The 18,858-nt window shown below is 59.6% G+C and carries 14 protein-coding genes and 3 pseudogenes; 9 read left to right on the top strand and 8 right to left on the bottom strand.

The window, feature by feature from the left end; all coding sequences use genetic code 11:
* Window positions 1-157 precede the first annotated feature (157 nt).
* Window positions 158-403 carry a type II toxin-antitoxin system ParD family antitoxin gene (locus tag ACXAD2_RS01755; RefSeq protein ID WP_203595530.1) on the top strand — a complete coding sequence of 82 codons (246 nt, stop codon included), beginning with the start codon at window positions 158-160 and terminating at the stop codon, window positions 401-403.
* A 3-nt stretch (window positions 404-406) separates the two neighbouring features.
* On the top strand, window positions 407-697 hold the full coding sequence (locus ACXAD2_RS01760; protein WP_370050186.1) for a type II toxin-antitoxin system RelE/ParE family toxin: 291 nt from the start codon (window positions 407-409) through the stop codon (window positions 695-697).
* A 229-nt stretch (window positions 698-926) separates the two neighbouring features.
* Here ACXAD2_RS01760 and ACXAD2_RS01765 read toward each other — a convergent pair whose 3' ends face one another.
* The 3 genes from ACXAD2_RS01765 to ACXAD2_RS01775 form a co-directional block, all read right to left on the bottom strand.
* Entirely contained in the window at window positions 927-1,244 is a 318-nt protein-coding gene (locus ACXAD2_RS01765) for a hypothetical protein (protein ID WP_475166098.1), read from the bottom strand.
* A 466-nt stretch (window positions 1,245-1,710) separates the two neighbouring features.
* Window positions 1,711-3,861, bottom strand: coding sequence for a histidine kinase dimerization/phosphoacceptor domain -containing protein (locus tag ACXAD2_RS01770; protein ID WP_475166100.1), 2,151 nt, complete (start codon window positions 3,859-3,861; stop codon window positions 1,711-1,713).
* An 898-nt stretch (window positions 3,862-4,759) separates the two neighbouring features.
* Window positions 4,760-5,932 carry an IS5 family transposase gene (locus ACXAD2_RS01775; RefSeq protein ID WP_475166089.1) on the bottom strand — a complete coding sequence of 391 codons (1,173 nt, stop codon included), beginning with the start codon at window positions 5,930-5,932 and terminating at the stop codon, window positions 4,760-4,762.
* 27 nt (window positions 5,933-5,959) lie between these two features.
* On the opposite strand from ACXAD2_RS01775, the gene ACXAD2_RS01780 reads away from it, so the two are divergent.
* Both ACXAD2_RS01780 and ACXAD2_RS01785 read left to right on the top strand, forming a co-directional pair.
* On the top strand, window positions 5,960-7,087 hold the full coding sequence (locus ACXAD2_RS01780) for a glycosyltransferase family 4 protein (RefSeq protein ID WP_475166102.1): 1,128 nt from the start codon (window positions 5,960-5,962) through the stop codon (window positions 7,085-7,087).
* Window positions 7,088-7,104: 17 nt separating this feature from the next.
* Complete coding sequence (locus ACXAD2_RS01785) at window positions 7,105-9,309, top strand: amylo-alpha-1,6-glucosidase (protein WP_475166105.1); 2,205 nt, start codon at window positions 7,105-7,107, stop codon at window positions 9,307-9,309.
* A gap of 42 nt (window positions 9,310-9,351) precedes the next feature.
* Here ACXAD2_RS01785 and ACXAD2_RS01790 read toward each other — a convergent pair whose 3' ends face one another.
* A complete protein-coding gene (locus tag ACXAD2_RS01790; RefSeq protein WP_073033773.1) occupies window positions 9,352-9,576 on the bottom strand; it encodes a hypothetical protein in 225 nt (74 codons plus the stop codon).
* A gap of 211 nt (window positions 9,577-9,787) precedes the next feature.
* On the opposite strand from ACXAD2_RS01790, the gene ACXAD2_RS01795 reads away from it, so the two are divergent.
* The 4 genes from ACXAD2_RS01795 to ACXAD2_RS01810 all read left to right on the top strand — a co-directional run bounded on the left by ACXAD2_RS01795 (window position 9,788) and on the right by ACXAD2_RS01810 (window position 11,726).
* Window positions 9,788-10,285, top strand: coding sequence for an Hsp20 family protein (locus ACXAD2_RS01795; RefSeq protein WP_475166109.1), 498 nt, complete (start codon window positions 9,788-9,790; stop codon window positions 10,283-10,285).
* Between the two features lie 80 nt (window positions 10,286-10,365).
* Window positions 10,366-11,097, top strand: coding sequence for an NADH dehydrogenase ubiquinone Fe-S protein 4 (locus ACXAD2_RS01800; RefSeq protein ID WP_475166114.1), 732 nt, complete (start codon window positions 10,366-10,368; stop codon window positions 11,095-11,097).
* Complete coding sequence (gene rpoZ, locus ACXAD2_RS01805; RefSeq protein WP_475166118.1) at window positions 11,094-11,333, top strand: DNA-directed RNA polymerase subunit omega; 240 nt, start codon at window positions 11,094-11,096, stop codon at window positions 11,331-11,333. Before ACXAD2_RS01800 ends, rpoZ begins: the two co-directional genes overlap by 4 nt.
* 30 nt (window positions 11,334-11,363) lie before the next feature.
* Entirely contained in the window at window positions 11,364-11,726 is a 363-nt protein-coding gene (locus ACXAD2_RS01810) for an SPW repeat domain-containing protein (RefSeq protein WP_475166123.1), read from the top strand.
* 110 nt (window positions 11,727-11,836) lie between these two features.
* Here the strand turns inward: ACXAD2_RS01810 and ACXAD2_RS01815 are convergent.
* From ACXAD2_RS01815 to ACXAD2_RS01830, 4 genes and pseudogenes are all read right to left on the bottom strand, one after another.
* Window positions 11,837-12,046: pseudogene (locus ACXAD2_RS01815) on the bottom strand (transposase); the annotation flags it as partial.
* 57 nt (window positions 12,047-12,103) lie between these two features.
* A pseudogene (locus ACXAD2_RS01820) lies at window positions 12,104-12,797 on the bottom strand (IS5 family transposase); the annotation flags it as partial.
* Window positions 12,798-12,833: 36 nt separating this feature from the next.
* Window positions 12,834-13,844, bottom strand: a pseudogene (locus ACXAD2_RS01825) (IS30 family transposase).
* Between the two features lie 410 nt (window positions 13,845-14,254).
* Window positions 14,255-16,360: a catalase gene (locus ACXAD2_RS01830; RefSeq protein WP_475166129.1), complete on the bottom strand. Its 2,106-nt coding sequence runs from the start codon at window positions 16,358-16,360 to the stop codon at window positions 14,255-14,257.
* Window positions 16,361-17,605: 1,245 nt separating this feature from the next.
* Between ACXAD2_RS01830 and ACXAD2_RS01835 the strand changes: the two genes are divergently transcribed.
* Window positions 17,606-18,460 (top strand): SDR family oxidoreductase, encoded by an 855-nt coding sequence (locus ACXAD2_RS01835; protein ID WP_475166132.1) that lies wholly within the window; start codon window positions 17,606-17,608, stop codon window positions 18,458-18,460.
* Window positions 18,461-18,858 lie beyond the last annotated feature (398 nt).

Below are 18,858 nucleotides of genomic sequence, written 5' to 3' on the forward strand. Positions count from 1 at the left end.
CTACGATGCGCGTCGAGACCGGAGTTTTTCAGCAGCCTGTTAGGCTTCAGACATCGTTTTCACGGAGGTGCAGGCCTTGCACGCTGTTGCGCGCATCATAAGTATGATAATGTAGGCGCAAGGCTATAGGAGTAAGACGTTGCCTGGGATCGAGAGAATGACTATCACGATGCCCGCGGAGTTAGCCGACGTGCTTCGCCAGACGGTGGCAGGGGGCGAATATGCCTCGACGAGCGAAGTCGTGCGCGAAGCTTTGCGTGACTGGGCCCGAAACCGGGATACTGAACGGCGTGAACTTGAGACCCTTCGCGATGCGATCAAGGCCGGGCTGGAGAGTGGTCCGGGCATTTCGGCTGACCAGGTATTCGCGGAGCTTCGCGCCCGATACGAGGCGAAGTCCTGACACGTGCGGCACCTTGTCATTCTGCCGGCGGCGCGCACCGATCTGGTCGATGTCGCGGACTTCATTGCCTTGGACAATCCTGAAAGGGCAATGTCGTTCCTTGCCGAGATTGAAGCGAAGATGGGACAGGTTGCGGCGCGCCCCGAAAGCTTTCCCGTGCGCGATGATGTGTATCAAGGGATGCGCGCGGCGCGCCACGGGCGATATCTAATCTTCTTTCTGACTGGAGCGGAGGAGGTGCAGGTTGTCAGGGTGTTGCATGGCGCGCGTGATCTGCCGAGGCTCTTCCTATGAGCTTTCCCTACCTCCCTGTTGGAGTAGGGCCGAGCTTGTCTCGGCCATTTTTTTCGTCCGTGCCCTGACGGCAGCCGTCGGCTGGCAGGCTTCGCTTTCAAGCTTGCAGGGAACTGGTGCGCGCAGGCGACGTACGCCGTGCCAGCGGGCGCGCAGCTCACGCGCCAGGCGGTGCCGTCGCTGAGAATTGAGATGGCGTCGGACGTCCGCGCTTGTTGCGGTCCTCTAGTCAGGCCAGTGATGCGGCCGGACGCTTTTTCATGGTTAATACCGCTAGAAACGCCTCTCGCTCCTTGAACAGGTTATACTTGGCGCACGCATGGCTATGTGGCTGCATAAAGGCGGAAAAATCCGCGGATACCTGTACTACTTGACCCTCGGCGGTTGGGTCGGTCGAGCCCATTTCCTCCAGGAACGTCACGCCGAGTTCGAGGGGCATGCGCACACGTAGCGTGGTCCCAGGTTCGACCTTATCGAACCGCGCCCCGATCTTGTCGAAAACCCCCTCTTCATCGAATTCTGTCAGGGTCAGGATTTCTTCTGCCACGCGCCTCTCCATTGTGCTGTGGCACAACCTATAGACGAACATCGCCCTGTCGTCGAAGTGCTGCTGGGAACATTCGGCGGAAACCCGCAACATACCGGGATCAGAAGCTGGGGATCGCTCGATCTGGCTGCTGATCCCACGATGTCGATTGGCAAGAATGAACTGGCTTAGACCTGATCGAAGATGTTGGGACCGAGATGACGCCCTACAAGCGGGGCGACAGGCTGGTCTACCCGGATGCGGTGCACACCGCGTGGGGATACAGGTAGCCGGCAAGGCGCCGCGGATATCGACGGCCGTTTTAGGCTGCTACCGGCCTTCGCCGCCGCCCGCTCGAGCGGCTCATGTGCGGGACGAAGCCGACCTTCGACGAACGGCAGCTTTCGGTGCGCGGCGGAAACGGTGATCTTTGAACACAGGCTACCGCCCTATGCGGCTCGCAGTGCTGAAGTGGGAGCTTCGTCACTCATCTGTCAACGTTTCGTCCAGCCCGATTGGCACCTGTCGCGGCTAGGACAGTCGTACTCAGCCCTGGTTTGTTGTCCTTCTCCGAGATAGTAGCCTCTATTCGCTGAATCATGGCCTTCATGATCTGCGTGCCAGAGCCCCCGCCTCGCAGGCTTCCATCTTTTCCGATGCCGCGATCATCGACAGTCAGCTTAAATCCGTCACCCGCAGGGCGCAGCGTGATTTTTACTGGGCCGGGTGATCCGCCATAAGCATATTTCTGAACATTCGTCACAAGCTCGTTGAGGATCAGTCCGACCCCGACCGCTGTCCCCGATGAGACATCCACCGGAAATAGATCGAATGTGACGCCATCGATCCAGTTCGAGTCTCCTATTTGCATAATGTCCTCCACCAGCTCTTGCAGGTATCGTGCAAGATCGACGCGCTGCGCACTATCCGGTTGATGGAGCCGGCGGTGAACGAGGCCGATTGCACTAATTCTGCGTTGCGCCTCCAAAATAACGTCGGCTGCAGGGCGGTCGTCCGAAGTCCGTAGCTGCATCCGTAGGAAAGCACCGACGAGAGCCAGCGAATTCTGAATCCGATGATTGGCTTCGGTGAGCACGTCTTCCTTCTGCCGGAGCAGGATTTGGTTATCCCGGAGCGCCCGCGTCAGGTCTCTGTTCAAGGCCCGAGTCCGCAGGTGTTGATGTGCTTCGCCGACCGACTTGGAGATTCGTGTCGCAGTCTCAATCTGCCCCCTGGTCCACGGATGAGAGCGGCCCCGGACAGTTTCAGTCCAAGCATCGAACGACCCTCTGGGTGTGAGTGCTGAGCTGGGGCCGGTGGCGTTTGACTTGTGTGGGTTACCCGCCCATTCTACGCGCTGAAGCTGCTCGGCTCTGAGCCAAAGAAAGTGCATTGGCTTATCTATGTCGATGCGGGCATAGACGATGCCGCTGGCGATACTCCGGTGCTCCTCGAACTCCGGCAGAAGTTCAGGCAGGCGATCAGTATGCACCGTGGTCAGTGGGGATGACTCGCTCGCCCAAGAGATCAGTCGCGCGACTTTGTGAACAGGCGGAGTGTGGCCATCCGTAAAAATTTCTTTGTCGCCATGCACGACGATTAAGCCGTCCGCATTGAGCGCCTTTCGCAGCATGCTGCCGGACCTTGAAAGCAGCGAGGCTAAATCTTGGGAGGTCCCGAGGTCTCTCAGAATGCTTTCGTGCGCGTTTCGTTGTCCGAGGCGCTCTCGGTAGGATTGGGTATCTTCCATGGCGGATACCTGTCGCGCAAAGCTTGCGGCAAGATTGCGAGCTGCCAAGCGAGTTCCGAGAGGGATGGGCTTGGCTTCTAGATCATGACAGGCCACCAGCCCCCAGAGCTCGCCGTCCTTTACGATGGAGACCGACGCTGATGCCCGCACTTTCATGTTTGCGAGATACGTAATGTGAACAGGCGACACGCTTCTCAACGCACAATCCGAGAGGTCTATCTCACCTAGTCCCGGGGCGTCCCCGCGGATTGCTGCGGGGGAATAGAGCGCATCTGGTATGACGCGAACGCGGTTCCTAACGTAAAGCTCTCTCGCTTGGCGTGGAATATCGGAAGCCGGAAAACGATGGTTCAAGAAGGAATGCAGGTCTGCGTCTTTCGCCTCTGCGATAACTGCACCTGTTCCATCCTCGAGGAACTGATAGATCATAACGCGATCGTACCCTGTAAGGCGCCGAAACTCACGGGCGGCTCTATCGGCGAGCGTTGTAAGCTCTTGCTTGCCTTCGAAAACGGTTTCGGCCCGCTCCAACTCAGCCAGGACCGTATGAGCCGGCACAATCTCTTGGTCCTGCGGCTCCAGTTCAACGAGAAGCCAGTTCCCCGAGCGGTGCATTGATGCCAGAAATATCTCGTGACGCCCCTCAACCGGCCCTAGCACGACAGGCGTGCCGGCGCGGTTGACGTCGATTTCAGCTATCGGAGGCACAGGTCTGGAAAGGAGGTTTGCCAAGTCATTGCCGAGCCAACTATCCGCAAGTCGTCCCTCTAGGTCGCCCGCACCACCACAGACTCTCCCGGATTGGCTGTCAGCAATTAACAGGAGCCCATGAGGCTGGATCGAGCCGGGAATATGGATCGGTTCTTCATCACAGCTGGAGGTCTGCATCTTATAGAACTGATGACTTCGCACTGGCTTCTCCCATGGGCGTGTCAGGGCACGAGTATCGCTTTCCCCAGAAGCAACTAGTTTGGCTCATGTGGCGTAATCCCTGCCCGTCGCAGTCATGCTGTGAAATGTCAAATGAAACTATCTATCTAGCATTTCTATCTCTGGTGCTGAAGCTCGTCGTGCGCCGAGCCAGCGCCACACTGCTCGCAGCTGCGCCAAAAATGGTCGTTCGCCGCACGCTGACGAACCGGCAACATGGGCTCCGGACTGCCGTTCGCCGCGCGCGGCATGGAGGTCAGCAGCGCGGGACCTTCCGCCGTTCGCCGCACCTGCTAAATTTGTGCCGCGACGGAATGGCGCTTATGCGATTCCAGTGCGGGGGAAGTCCGCCATCACCACGTGCTCAATGCCGCGATCGCGCAGGTAGGGAAATTTTCGCAACGGAGTTTAGAATCTGCCTCAGCAGTTGCCTGCTTCGCATATTATTATTTGCGCATCGTAGGGGTTGAAACTCCGAAGCCGATTTCTAACTGAACTTTTTGCAGGGGTTCCCTGCTATCTGACATCGCAGTTTTGCGCAGGAGGTTTTGCCGGGCAAGGCCATCTCGCGTTCCGGCACCATGGTCCGGCGGATGGCAGTGATCTTGTATCACGGCTGTCCGAATTCGAGATGCCACATCCGGCGGTCATGCCCAGGCGGGGTGATCGTAGACGACCTTCTCGCATCCATTGTTGAGGCTTCGCTCAGAAGAGGAGGTTTTGCCGATGAAGATCGCACAGATCGCACCGCTAGCAGGCCGCTGAAAAACTCCGCTGGGAGGAACGGTTTCCCTCTACGCGGATGCAGGGGGTGGGCCGGGTCTTGGACAGGTAGGCCCGACGGCGTTTTCGCTTGTCAGGCAGCAAGCAGTTTCGGCAGCCTTGCCAAGTTGCAGGCCGCCATCGTCAGCGTGAAGCGGGCACGCACGCGCTCGATGCCGCGATACATGGTCTGTGCCATGCCTCCGACGGTCTTGGCCCAGCCGAAAGGCTCTTCGATCTTCTTTCTGCGCCGCTGGGATTTGGCATAACCCGGGTGTCGGGTGGTCCGACCGTCGATGGCGGAATGCCGCGACTTCTGCGCGACATGAGGCGTCACCACCATCTGGCGCAACTCGGCGACGAAGTCGGCGCTGTCGTAGCCGCGATCCGCAGCCAAGGTCAGGCGCCGCGTTGATCCAGACGAATGACGGTGGAGCATGTCGATTGCCGCACGGCGTTCGGCGTGACCGTCAGCTTGCGTCAGATCTGCCTGCACGATCAGCCCGGAGCGGTTTTCCATCAGGCTATGTCCCATAAAGCATAATACCGCGCCTGTGCCGGGCGACTTCTTGAACAGCCGGGTCTCGGGATCAGTCATCGACGCGTGGGTTGCGTTCGAGCGTCGTTCACCACGGAAGTCGACTTCGGCGTTGCGGCTGCGGCGTGTGGGGCGGGGCATTGGTTCAGGCTCGGTCGTGGAGTGGTCAGAGGAGGATGGTGGCGATACATGGCCATCTGGCGGATCGCCTGGACCCTCGTCCCCGCCGGACGCAGCCCTTTCCTTCGGCTGGAAGCTCTTCATCGAAGCCCAAGCTTTCACCAATGTGCCGTCCACCGAGAAGTGGTCATCGGACAGCAGCGGTGCCACCTCGCGATGGGCCAGAATGGCGGCCATGATCTTGCGCGACATATCCGTGGTCAGCAGCCGGTCACGGTTCTTCGTGAACACGGTCGGGACCCAGATGGTATCATCGATCCCGAGGCCCACGAACCAGCGGAACAGCAGATTATAGTCCATCTGTTCCATGAGCTGCCGCTCGGACCGGATCGAGTAGAGGATCTGCAGCAGGCTGGCCCGGATCAGCCGTTCCGGTGCGATCGAGGGACGGCCCTCACCGGCGTAGAGCCGATCAAAGTCGGCATCCAGGGAGCGCAGCGCATCGTTGACGACGGCCCGGATCTTGCGCAGCGGGTGTCGTGCCGGAATGCGCTCCTCAAGATCGACATAGCTGAACAGCGATCCCGTCACCTCGTCCGATCCGCGCATCGCCACCTCCGTCATACCGTGCTGGCGATGAATTATGTTCTACGATGCGCGTCGAGACCGGAGTTTTTCAGCAGCCTGCTAGAAGAAAGTTGCCCGCCGCGTCTCTATGGGGGAACAGAAAGGATCGTCTCCTATCTCACCGAGGAACTGGTCAGGCAGGGCCATGAAGTCACGCTGTTCGCCAGCGGCGACAGCCGGACCAAGGCCCACCTGGTCCCGTGCAGCAAGGAAGCGCTCCGGCTCGATCCGAACGTGAAGAACTCGCTGCCGTGGCATGTCGCCATGCTGGAGGAAGTCCGCTTGCGGGCCGATGAATTCGACGTGCTGCATTTTCACATCGACTTCCTGCACTATCCCATGGCGCGGGCATTTGCCGACCGTATGGTGACGACCATGCATGCGAGGCTCGATGGCCCCGATCTCCGGCCCTTCTACGCGACGTTCCCAAACTATCCGCTCGTTTCTATCTCGGACGACCAGCGCCGTCCGCTGCCCTTCGTGAACTGGGCAGGGACCGTCTATCACGGACTTCCCAAGACTCTGCTGCCCTTCACCAAATCTCCGAAGGGGGACTATCTTGCCTTTCTTGGGCGGATTTCGCCGGAGAAACGGCCGGACCGCGCCATCGAGATAGCGGTGCGAGCGGGGTTGCCATTGAAAATTGCTGCTAAGATCGGCGATGCGGATCGCAAGTATTGGGACGAGATCATAGCACCGATGGTCGATGTCCATGACAATGTCGAGTTCATTGGGGAAATTAACGAAGAACAAAAAGCCGAGTTTCTCGGGAACGCGCGGGCGCTGTTGTTCCCTGTCGACTGGCCTGAACCTTTCGGTCTCGTGATGATCGAAGCTATGGCTTGCGGCACGCCGGTGATCGCATGGGCGAATGGCTCCGTGCCGGAGATCGTAGAGCCTGGGTTGACTGGCTATGTAGTGAATTCTCTGGAAGATGCCGCCGCAGCTGTGGGGAAACTGAACCGTATCAGCAGACGAATCGTGCGCGAGACGTTCGAAGAACGCTTCACTGCGGACCGCATGGCGCGCGACTATGTCGAAATCTATCGTGGGTTGCCGGGCATCGAGGCTGTTACGATGCCGCTCCCGCATTTGCTCGGGGGCCAAGGGGCTCAGGTCCTGCATGCAGCGGAATGAGAGCGAAGGAGAATAAGATGACCGAGGCGCTGCAACAAACGGGCTTGCGTGCGTCGCAACTAGTCGCGCCGCCGGCGCAATTCTTCATCCCGGCGGCAGCCTCCTTGCAGGAACGGCGGCCACGAACCCTGAAGCACGGCGATACCTTCGCCGTGTTCGATCACAATGGCGATGTGCTCTCGGGGCCGGGCAGCCCCGAGGGCCTGTTCCATCACGACACCAGGTATCTCTCGCATTACTATCTGACCATCGGGGGAGAGCGGCCCATGCTGCTCTCGTCCACATTGCGCGACGATAACGCCACGCTGACCTGCGATCTGACGAATCCCGATCTTAATGACGAAACCGGTCGCTGTCTGATTGCGCATGATCGCATCCACATGCGCCGGACGCGGTTTCTCTGGCAGGGCACGTGTTATGAGCGGCTGGCGGTACGCAATTTCGACGAGACCCCACATGAGATTACCTTGGAAATCGCCTTTGAGGCCGATTTTGCGGATATTTTTGAGGTCCGTGGCCGGGTACGGGCCCGCCGGGGAACGTCGCTCTTGCCGGAGGTGGATGGCTCGCACGTGCTCTTGTCATACCGGGGGCTCGACCACAATCCACGTAGCACCGCTCTGCGTTTCTATCCTGCGCCTGCGCAGCTTGAGCCGGGGAAAGCCGTCTATCGTCTGAGCCTCGCCCCCGGCGAAACGCGTTCGCTCTTTATCGAGATCGGCTGCGACGCGAATGGGGCCGAGGATCCTCCGTCGCGCCTGTTTTTCCGCTCGTTGCGGGACGCGCGCCGCGCACTCAGGCGTTCCTCTTCCCGCGCGGCCACGGTGCAAAGCTCCAACGAGATCTTCAACGAGACCATGCGCCGTTCGGTCTCGGACCTCTACATGCTCATGACCGATACGGAGGAGGGGCCCTATCCCTATGCGGGCGTACCCTGGTTCAGCACCGTGTTCGGGCGTGACGCGCTGATCACCGCCTGGGAAATGCTCTGGCTCGACCCGGCAATTGCGCGGGGCGTTCTGCTGCATCTTGCGGCCAATCAGGCGACAGAATTCGATCCGGCCACCGATGCCGAGCCGGGCAAGATCCTTCATGAGGTGCGCTACGGCGAAATGGCGGAAACCGGCGAAGTCCCGTTCCGGCGTTATTATGGCAGCGTGGATTCGACACCGCTATTCGTCATGCTCGCCGGAGCGTATTTCGAACGCACTGGAAATCGGGAGGTTCTGGAAACGCTCTGGCCGCATGTTCAGGCGGCGCTTGAGTGGGTCGAATACCATGGCGATCGGGACGGCGACGGTTTCGTGGAATACGGACGGCGCAACGACAAGGGGCTTGCCAACCAGGGGTGGAAGGACAGTCATGATGCGGTGTTTCACGCCGATGGGACGCTGGCCAAGGGGCCGATCGCGCTTTGCGAAGTGCAGGGCTACGTCTATGCCGCCCGGCTGGCCGCGGCCGAGATCGCACGGGAACTCGGTCATGACGGGATCGCGCAAGAGCAGGCGCGTAAGGCCTCGGAACTCAAGTCCCGTTTCGACGCGGCGTTCTGGGACGATGAGCTTGGGACCTATGTGCTCGCCCTCGATGGTGACAAACGGCCCTGCCGAGTACGCAGTTCGAACGCGGGCCATCTGCTCTGGACGGGAATCGTCCCGGAGGAGCGCGCCGAAACGGTCATTCATACCCTGATGGGGCCGACGTCTTTCTGCGGATGGGGAGTGCGGACCATTGCCGCGGGTCAGGCACGGTACAATCCGATGAGCTATCACAACGGCTCGGTCTGGCCTCATGACAATGCGCTGATCGGGGCGGGGCTGGCGCGCTACGGGTTCCGTGAACAGGCCGCGCGTATATTCGAGGGCATCTTCTCCGCCGCCACCTATATCGATCTGAGACGGTTGCCGGAGCTGTTCTGCGGTTTTCCGCGCCGCGAGACGCAAGGGCCGACCTTCTACCCGGTGGCCTGTACGCCGCAGGCCTGGGCGGCGGGAGCGCCGTTGTTGCTGCTTCAAGCCTGTCTCGGGCTACGCTTCGATGCTGAGGCGCGTCAGGTGATCTTCGAGCAACCGATCCTTCCGGAGTTTCTGGGAGAGGTCGTCCTGCGCAATCTGCGCCTTGATGGTGGAACCGTCGATGTGGCTCTACGCATGTCGGGCACCCACGTGGTTGCCGATGTTCTGCGTCGCGACGGACCGGTTCGGGTGATCGTGACCACCTGAAGGTACGGGCTGGCGCCATCTTCTGCGCCAGCCCGATTTCTGTTACAGCAGATCGTCTTCTTCCTGATCGGCTTCGAGCAATTCTACCAACCGGGCGACCCGGCCCGATGGGAAGGGGCTATGGGCATCGACCTGCGCTTCATCCGCCTCGACCCAGGCCTTGGCACGGGCAAGCTCGGAGGCGTCAGCGCCGGTGCGCAGAATATCAGACAGAAGTGTAGGATCCGTGCCGGGACCCAAGATGCTCTTCACGTCGTTCTCGGTCATGATCTCCTCCTTTCGAATGCTACAAGGAAGTGGGTGAAATATAGGATTTCTGTTCGCAGAAAAAAGTTTTGAGCACCCTCTTGAAACCGTAAGGTGCTTGTCCAAATCGATTTATGCTGATCGCCCAGATGGGGATCGGTGACAAGGCGGGACGCCGTTCCTGCGGTGCTTCCGACGTCTGTACCCATGTTGCTCAAAGGAGGATATGGCTATGGCAACGAGACTTGATTTTGCACCTCTGTTCCGTTCGAGTATCGGTTTCGACCGTATGCTCGACGCACTTGAGGCCGCCCGTCGGGTGGAAACGCTCGACAACTGGCCGCCCTACGACATCGTCAAGACCGGCGAGGACGACTATCGCATCGACATGGCGGTGGCGGGCTTTGCCGAAGACGATCTGACCCTGACCCAGGACAAGAACATGCTGATCGTGTCGGGCCACAAGGAGACTCCCGATGGTGACGACGGTGCCAGCTATCTCTATCGCGGCATCGCCGGTCGGTCGTTTGAACGTCGGTTCGAACTGGCTGATCACGTCCGGGTCGAAGAGGCCACCTTGTCGAACGGCCTTCTGACTGTCCAGCTGAAGCGCGAGGTCCCCGAGGAACTCAAGCCCCGTCGGATCGAGATCGCGTCTCCTGAGGCGACAGAAGGTCTCGAGACCAGGCAGCTCGAGACGGCTCGTGAGCCGGAACCTATCGCGGCCTGAAGCACCTCGGGCCCAGGATGGGATGCTCCGGCCGCTTTCTTGGCGGTCGGACGCCGTTCCCGAAATCTGGAGGGTAAGTAGTGAACTTGATCAGTGGAGATTTCACATCACAATCACATGCCTCACCCATTCCGAGCCTGGCCGGTTCGCGACCCGACTGGGACTCTTCTCTGCCGGACGATGCGGTCGCCCGGATCTGGAAGCCGTCGAAATCGGCGATGACCTCGGGGCGCGCGGGTACGCAGGGCTGGAAGATGAGCTTTCCGCGCCGGACCGGTCCTTGGCTCGAGCCTTTGATGGGCTGGACGGGTGGGGACGACACGATCCAGCAGATAGACCTGAGCTTTCCGACGCTGGAAGCTGCTATTTGCCATGCAAAGCGTCTGGGGGTGGCTTACGAGGTGCATCTGCCGGCAGGCGAAGCCGCGCGCGGTGCCGCCCGGGCACGGGACAGGCAGGCCGGGCTGTGGTTCGATGACACGCTCTCTCGGCTCGGACTGTCGGAGATGCGGCAAACCTATCGCGACGCGATGGCCGGCGCCAGACGGCGGGGCGATCCGAAAGGCGGCGATGATGGGCGTTCTCCTATTGAGGTTGCTTCGGACGCCAGCCTGTCGTTGGAGGCTCGCCGTTCTATCCTGATGAACTGGGCTTACACGGAGTATCTTCAGGATGTCGCCAGCACCGAAGGCATGCCGGAAAACCAACGCGAATCGCAGCTTGCCGAGGTTGAACGAGCGCTGTTGGCGCTTGAAGCGGCGGTGGCCGCCTACGGCTTGTATCCGTCCGTCGAGGAAGGGAGGGCAGCATGAATCCCTTCGTTACAATCGACGCCCAACAGGCGGTACCCGATCGTTTCGCTCTGGTCCTCGCCGCGAGCGCCCGCAGCCGGGCGCTGAAGGCCGGGGCAGAACCGCGGGTCGAACCTCAACGGCAAGCTACCGAAGAGGTTGCCTTGAAAGAAATCGCGACCGGCGCGATTTCGCAGGAGGAATTACGTCCTTTCTTGCCTGCGCCGGCGTGCAGGCGGCTGGCTCGGCCGCATTGAAACCTTGGTTGACAGAAAGGAGGTCACACCATGAGCAAGACTTGGACCACGAACTATGACAAGCTTGGCGACGGCATCAGCCTTCTCGCGGGCCTCGCCCTCGCTGGGTTGCCCTTCGTCGTCACGTTGACCGATATTGCCTTCTGGAGCGCCCTACTGACGGGCGGACTGATCGCAGTGCTTTCCGCAATTGCACTTTGGCGGCAACATGAAGGGCTCGACTGGGCGCGAGTGGTAACAGGTATTTGGGCGGCCATTAGTCCATGGGTGCTCATTGACGGTTTCACCTTAGCAGTCTCGCTCGCCCACTTGGCGCTCGGCCTGATCGCACTTGCGTTCCCAGCATGGCGCCGATGGAAGGACGACGGTGGTAGTTCAGCGCTGACCGCCTAGTAAGATTGCCGGCCCCGAGACTGGGCCGGCAATATCTCCAATCTACCAGAGACAAAGTTTCACAAACTTTCTGAAAGGTGATGAAATTCACTGGCATTTGGGGGTAGGATTCATAACCAGTAGATGACGAGGACCGCGAGGACGATGGCCGAAAGGAAGACATTTGGGCATCGGTCATACCGGGTGGCCATACGCCTCCAGTCCTTGAGTGTTCCGAACATGATCCCGACGCGATTGAGGCGCTTGTATCGGCGTTTGTCGTGCTTGACCGGCTTCTTGTGTTTCTTTCGGCCTGGGATGCAGGCGCGTATCCCCTTGTTGTGTCCCTGTTGCACAAATCGTGTGATGGCCAGGTTCCCCTTTCCCAGACGGACTTATCACACAGCTTCCGTGACGGGTATGCCAAGGGCGGTGCATCGGATAAAAACGGCGATGCGGACCTGGAGTTCGGCGACCTGACGGTCGAAGTCCCGCGCCATAAGGCGCTGCCCCAGCAACTTCACACAGTGCATCTTTGCCTCGACGCTGCTTTGGCGGTGGTATCCGCTCCATTGTCGCCACAGCGCGCGGCCCAGGTATTTCGAAGGGCGCAGGGCCTCGTTTCGCGCCACGGACTCGGCGGTGAGGGTCTTCCAAGACTTCGCGTTCTTGCGCGGCGGGATGACAACATGGGCGCCACGGTCGGCGGTGACGCTGCCGATCCGCTTGTCCGCCGTGATCTGGCCGAGCAGCTCAGGTAGCACCAGGGCACCACCGATGTGGCTCCCGGTGATCTCGACAGCGCGGACCTCCAGTGTTTCCTCATCAATCCGGAGATGGATTTCGCGCCAGACGCGCCGTTTGGGACCGCTATGATTGCGGGCGTGCCATTCGCCTTCGCCCTAGACCGTGATGCCTGTGCTGTCCGCTGCCCGGCAGGGCACTGCGGAGCAATGTCCGAGAGGGGATCAGCAGGTGCAGCGGCCCCTTGGAGCCGCGATACGGGATTTTCACGGCTAGGGTCTTCTGGCGCCGGGACAGGGTGCTGGAGTCGGGCACCGTCCAGTTGGGGCCAATCAACCACAGCAGTGTGAACTCACGCCGAAGCGCAAATTCTGATTTCCTATTTTACGTCAGTCGGTTCCGGATATCCACGAGCTTGGCCTCGAAGACTTCGGCAGGCGTTCTGTAGCCCAGGCATTTGCGGGGCGTCGCGTTGAGGCGCTGGCAAATCGACCTCAAATATCGATTTGTCAGCGCCGTCGGCTCGGTCGAGCGGGGCAGGAACTTGCGAAGACGGTTGTTGGTGTTCTCGACGGTGCCTTTCTGCCAGGGCGCCTGCGGGTCGCAGAACCAGCTGTCCGCGCCGATCCCATCCTTGAGCCGCTGCCATGCCGAGAACTCGATTCCGCGGTCGAAGGTGATGGATTGGCGTGCGTCGGCGGGCAGGGCCGAGAGCCCCTGAATGAGGGCCTCCATGATCGGCTTCGATCGTCGGTCCTCGTTGCGCAGCACGACGGTGTAGCGGCTGACACGCTCCACCAGGGAGGTTACGTTAATCTTGCCGTGCTCCTTGCGGAACATCACCAGGTCACATTCCCAGTGCCCAAACTCAACGCGCTCGGCGACGCAATCCGGCCTGTTTGAAAGGCTTTGCGCGTCCGAGATGTGGCTGCGCTGGTACCGGCGATATCCTCGGGGTCTGCGGCGTCTGCGATGCTCGGGTAGGTGCCGGTAGAACTGCTCGGCGCGACCTTCCTTCGAATAGGCGTAGCGATAGATCGTCTCGTGGCTCACACGGACACCATGCTGCTCGAGACGCATCCGGCCGGCGATCTGCTCCGGCGACCAGCCAGCCTTGAGCCCATGCTCGACGGCAGCTTTGAGCTGCGGGTGCTAAATCATCTTGCGGTGAAGGGCGCGGCGCTTCTCGCTCATGGTCTGGGCATTCAGCGCGTAGTATCCCGCGAGCTCAGGCAGGTCGCCGCCGTCGAAGTGATTGCGCTTCAGATCGCGGTAGATGGTAGAGGGGGCGCGGCTCAGACGATCCGCGATCTCGGGGATCGACATCTTGGCCTCACGCCACTTGGCAATCTTGATCCGCTCCTCGAAACTCAGCTGAAAGTAACAACGACCCATTCCACATCCTCCATGCAAACTTCTGTTTTGATACAGAATTTGCACTTCGTTTGTGAATCCACCCAGGGAATACTCGTCGTCTCCATAATCATAGCTCTAAAGAATGTATTTTTTCTAAACGGGGCCGACGCTGGCCACAGTCTTTGGGTATCGAAGGGGCTTAGCGCTGGGGCCATGTATTAGCTGGAAACCGACCCAAGGTCTCGACTTTGTTGGCGAACGAATTTTTACAGGAGGTGAAACCAGCGAAAGCCGCGATTTCCCTCTCAAGGCTGCGCGCGAGGCCATGGGGCGCTCGTTCTGATGAAATGGATCAAAGAGTAAGGAACCGAATTGGTTTCATCCATTCGTCGCTCACCCGCCAGGAATGAGAGAAGCCCCGCAGCCTTACCGACTGCGAGGCCGTTCACTCAGCGTTCACGGTCCCAGACGCGAACAGCATGGCAGGCCTCTAGGAAGTCGGCTGCTGCTGCAGGCTTCTTCAGCGTCATCACGCCCTCCGCTTCGGAGTTCACGCCTGCCGCCTCGAAAAGTGGAGCAGATTCAGGCGTGAGGGCGATGAACTTGCAGTGGCCATAAGCATCTGCGACGAACTGCTTGCCCGGCAGCATTCCGGCCAGTTCCCGTGCACCCTCATCGCTGACCACGATTGCGACAGCATCGTAGAGTACCGAGGGCCCCCCATCAATTTTTTGGTTCGCCGGCAGCATGTCTCCCTCGGAGGTCTTCACGCCCCCCACTTTCGGAGCTATGACCTCGACCATGCCGCCTTCGGCCTCGACCGCATCAACAAGCGCATCGTAGATCCCTCGGTCCATGCCGTCGCTCACCAAGATCCCCAGCTTTCGCCCTTTGAAGCTGTCAGGCCCGTTCTTGAGTATCGACAGCTTCTCCGACGCCTTGAGATCAACGGGCTCGCGGGCCGGCTTTGCAGGCTCTGGCAGATCGTGCCCGAGACCGTCCGCTACCTTGCCAGCAAGATCCTCATTGATCACCCGGAGATGGGCCAGGATGCGCAGGCGAATGTCCTCCACGACGCATTTCGAGAGTTCGAAGGTGAGCCCATTCGCGATGTGATCCTGCTCCACCGGCGTTTGGCTTATGTAGAATTGCCGTGCCTGGCTGTAATGGTCAGCAAAGCTCTCCGGCCGAAGACGCCGCTTCGTGCCCTCAAGATCTTCGGGGTAGCTCGTGAAGCCGCCTTTGGCATCGGCGCGCGGCCCACCCTTCGCCCAGCTATTCGGCTCATAGTTCGCTCGGCCCGAGGGATTGTGCATCGCCATGTGCCCATCCTGCTGGAAGTGGTGCATCGGACACCGAGGCGCGTTGATCGGAATGTGGGTGAAATTGGGTCCACCAAGACGTTTCGTCTGGGTGTCGAGATAGCTGAAGTTGCGGCCTTGCAGGAGAGGATCATTGGTGAAATCGATCCCGGGCACGATGTTCTGCGTGCAGAAAGCCACCTGCTCGGTCTCAGCAAAGAAGTTGTCGACCGTTCGGTCGAGTACCATCCGACCGACTATACGGATCGGACAGTCTTCCTCCGGGATTAGCTTGGTAGCATCGAGCACGTCGAAATCAAAACGGTTGGCGAACTCTTCGTCAAAGACCTGAACCCCCAGTTCCCACTCCGGGAAATCTCCGTTCTGGATCGCGTCCCAAAGATCGCGCCGGTGGAAATCAGGGTCGGCACCGTTGATTTTTACAGCTTCATCCCAGACCACCGACTGCAAACCGAGCTTGGGCTTCCAGTGGAATTTTACGAAATGGCTCTCCCCGGCCGCGTTTACAAAGCGGAAGGTGTGAACTCCGAAGCCTTCCATAAAACGGAAGGAGCGCGGAATGGCTCGGTCGGACATCACCCACATGATCATATGCATCAACTCGGGCATAAGCGAGATGAAGTCCCAAAAATTATCGTGCGCAGATTGGGCCTGAGGGAAGCCACGATCAGGTTCGGCCTTTACAGAGTGGATGAGGTCGGGGAACTTGATCGGGTCTTGGATGAAGAACACGGGGATGTTGTTGCCAACTAGGTCCCAGTTTCCTTCGTCGGTATACATTTTTACCGCAAAGCCACGTACGTCGCGCGCCAAGTCGAACGAACCCTTATTCCCGGCAACGGTGGAAAACCGCACGAACACAGGGGTTTTCTTGCCGCTTTCTTGGAAGGGACTTGCCCGCGTTAGCTCAGGGATTGCGTCTGTGCATTCGAAGTATCCGTGAGCACCATAGCCGCGTGCATGCACAACGCGCTCGGGGATGCGTTCGTGATCAAAATGAAAAATCTTCTCACGGAAGTGGAAGTCTTCCATGAGTGTGGGCCCCCGCTCCCCGCCGCGCAGCGTGTTCTGGTCATCAGATACCGGCGTTCCCTGTGCTGTGGTCATTCGCGCAGTGTCCCTGGGGGATTGATGAAGCTCACCGCCGTTGCCAACCTCAGCGGGCATCAATTCGTTGTCAGCGGATTTCTGAGTATCGGCAGTCGGCTCGTAGAGCTTGCGATCGTCTGACATTCGAGCATTCCTCTCGTGGTGCGGAAAATTGGTGAGGGCGAGCTTGCAGCCATTTTCAGGTCGTCGCTGGCGGCTCTACCTCCTCAACAATCATGTCCACCCAGTGTTCCTAAAAAATTTGATTACGAGGTCGCTCCCATTGCCAGGACAGGTTTGCGGCTCTGCTAAGCTTGCCTCATGACGCTGCGCCTCGAGGTTAGGGCCCTCATGGGCCTCAACCAGTGTTCCGTCGCCGAGTGTTGAACGCGGGCAGTCGGTTTTGTCGAAGTTCAGCCACTTGCCGCTGCATGGTCGGGCCGCGGCACCGCCCACTGTTGCGCATTTTCACGTGGGGCGCGTCGAGACGAGGGTACGGCCTAGCGCCTTCGAACGCCCGGGAGAGGAATGCATGCACCCGCTTGTTAATTTCACACAGAAGCGATTGACGTGACCCCTCGACATATTGCCAGCATCCATCGCCATCCCAGATCGCCTACGGGGCATGTGGAGACTACCTCGCGGATCACCGTCAGTAGCGCTCTGTCGGCCATCCGTCGCGCCTCCGGGAAGCCGGAAATTTAGCTCCCGATATCAACGAGGGGATTTCCATGGCGATCCGCTCGGTACTAGTCTCCCAGTCGCGGTCCCGGTAACCGTTCCGCTGAACCTCCCGGACCGGTGAGCGCCTCGACCTTCGCCTTTATTTCCGCTTGGCCGCGAAGGCCAGCATCTCGCGCCGAGATTGCTATCGGACCGCCTCCCAACCGGCTCGATCACCGTTATTTGATTCTCGGTATCTCCGTTATTGGTTCAAAGTCCCGCAACCTGGCCTATCCCCGAGATCGGCGCTTGTCGCCAGCGTCACACTCGCCGGCGCGCTGCCTTCTACGCCACAAATGGAAAACCGAGGTGCAGCGAGTGGTCTCCACAAGACACTCGCCAATCGGTAAAGTTGGACCGGTAAGTTTAAGGGGCGAACCTGTGGACGCATTTGTCAGAGGACGAGGTCTGACACGACGGTCCTATCTCTCGTTTGGAGCCGCTAAGACCCTTATTGCGGGACAGGTTTCTCCGACGAAATGGGACCTAGATCTCCCGAGGGCTGCCGAACCTTGGCGTTGTCATGTCCGATCCTCCATCCCAATCGAGCCCCTGCGTTTTCGGACGCGAGCGGAAATTTGCAGATGCGCGTTAGTTTCAGGAACGTACGGGCCGGGAGCGTGTTGAGAAGTGAGACCTCTGCTCGTAGCACCGGAGATTTTCGCCATGGATCACCCCCGCCCACCCTTTCCCGAACAACCCCAAAATCTGCCTGGACAAACCGAAGATATGCAGCCCGTACCAGATCACGGCGAAGACAGTTACCGAGGAACTGGGCGTTTGGCAGGACTGACCGCCCTTGTCACGGGTGCCGACAGTGGCATCGGTCGTGCTGTTGCCTTGGCCTACGCGCGAGAGGGGGCAGATGTGGCGGTGTCGTACCTGTCCGAAAGTGCTGAGGCTGACCGCACCCGAGAATTGGTTGAGGAAGCTGGGCAGCAGGCTCTGCTGTTACCCGGCGACATTCAGTCTGCGGAACATTGCCGCGACATAGTTGCTCGCACCGCAGATCGGTTCGGGCGCTTGGACATACTGGTGAATAATGCTGCGCACCAGATGCATTTCGACGCCTTCGAAGATATCCCGGACGAAGAATGGGAAACAACATTCCGCACGAACATCTTCTCGATGTTTTACCTGTCTAAGGCGGCCGTGCCGCTAATGAGGGAGGGCGGGTCGATCATTAACACCGCCTCTGTCAATGCTGACATGCCCAACCCAGGCCTACTGGCATATGCTAGCACCAAGGGCGCGATCCAAAATTTTTCCGCGGGACTTGCACAGTCTTTGGGACCGCGCGGTATTCGAGTAAATTGCGTGGCGCCGGGACCGGTCTGGACTCCGTTGATCCCAGCAACCCTGCCGGCAGAGAGCGTAGTTAATTTCGGCGCAAACTACCCCATGGGTCGCCCAGCCCAACCCGCGGAGTTAGCTTCGGCCTACGTCATGCTGGCTGATCCGGCATCGAGCTACACATCGGGGGCAACCATCGCCGTAACCGGTGGTAAGCCGTTTATATGAAACCCGCCGCCGGTTCTTCGAATGGCGCACCCGATACCCTTCTAGCGCTACTGCACGAGGGATATAGATTCATCTTAGATCGGTGCATCAGGCCGGGGCGGACGCCTTTCGCACCCGGCTATCGATGCAAAAGTCCGCCTCCCTGACAGGAGGAAGCAGATTCACGCTGCGTTACGGTGCTAACGGGTTGGGCTGGCGTGCTGAGGCGCCGCCAACCGTAGAACGTTTTGATATCGTACATAGCCACTGCAAACCGCTGTCTATGACCTATGACGCGCGCGGAGGAAGATACCGCGCCGCACTCGGTCGAAGTAGCGCCTTTCGGCGAACGGACTACCCGAGCGTCCATTGTATATGAAACTATGTGGTGGACTGGGCCGATGATACGCTCGCACCCG

The sequence above is a fragment of the Salipiger sp. ABN3_019 genome, assembly GCF_056158605.1.

What these genes read in the sequence shown, in the direction of transcription:
- ACXAD2_RS01755 (WP_203595530.1), top strand. Translation starts at nt 158, where the DNA reads ATGACTATCACGATGCCCGCGGAGTTAGCCGACGTGCTTCGCCAGACG.
- ACXAD2_RS01770 (WP_475166100.1), bottom strand. Translation starts at nt 3,861, where the DNA reads ATGCAGACCTCCAGCTGTGATGAAGAACCGATCCATATTCCCGGCTCG.
- ACXAD2_RS01775 (WP_475166089.1), bottom strand. Translation starts at nt 5,932, where the DNA reads ATGCGCGGATCGGACGAGGTGACGGGATCGCTGTTCAGCTATGTCGAT.
- ACXAD2_RS01780 (WP_475166102.1), top strand. Translation starts at nt 5,960, where the DNA reads ATGAATTATGTTCTACGATGCGCGTCGAGACCGGAGTTTTTCAGCAGC.
- ACXAD2_RS01785 (WP_475166105.1), top strand. Translation starts at nt 7,105, where the DNA reads ATGACCGAGGCGCTGCAACAAACGGGCTTGCGTGCGTCGCAACTAGTC.
- ACXAD2_RS01790 (WP_073033773.1), bottom strand. Translation starts at nt 9,576, where the DNA reads ATGACCGAGAACGACGTGAAGAGCATCTTGGGTCCCGGCACGGATCCT.
- ACXAD2_RS01795 (WP_475166109.1), top strand. Translation starts at nt 9,788, where the DNA reads ATGGCAACGAGACTTGATTTTGCACCTCTGTTCCGTTCGAGTATCGGT.
- rpoZ (WP_475166118.1), top strand. Translation starts at nt 11,094, where the DNA reads ATGAATCCCTTCGTTACAATCGACGCCCAACAGGCGGTACCCGATCGT.
- ACXAD2_RS01810 (WP_475166123.1), top strand. Translation starts at nt 11,364, where the DNA reads ATGAGCAAGACTTGGACCACGAACTATGACAAGCTTGGCGACGGCATC.
- ACXAD2_RS01830 (WP_475166129.1), bottom strand. Translation starts at nt 16,360, where the DNA reads ATGTCAGACGATCGCAAGCTCTACGAGCCGACTGCCGATACTCAGAAA.
- ACXAD2_RS01835 (WP_475166132.1), top strand. Translation starts at nt 17,606, where the DNA reads ATGGATCACCCCCGCCCACCCTTTCCCGAACAACCCCAAAATCTGCCT.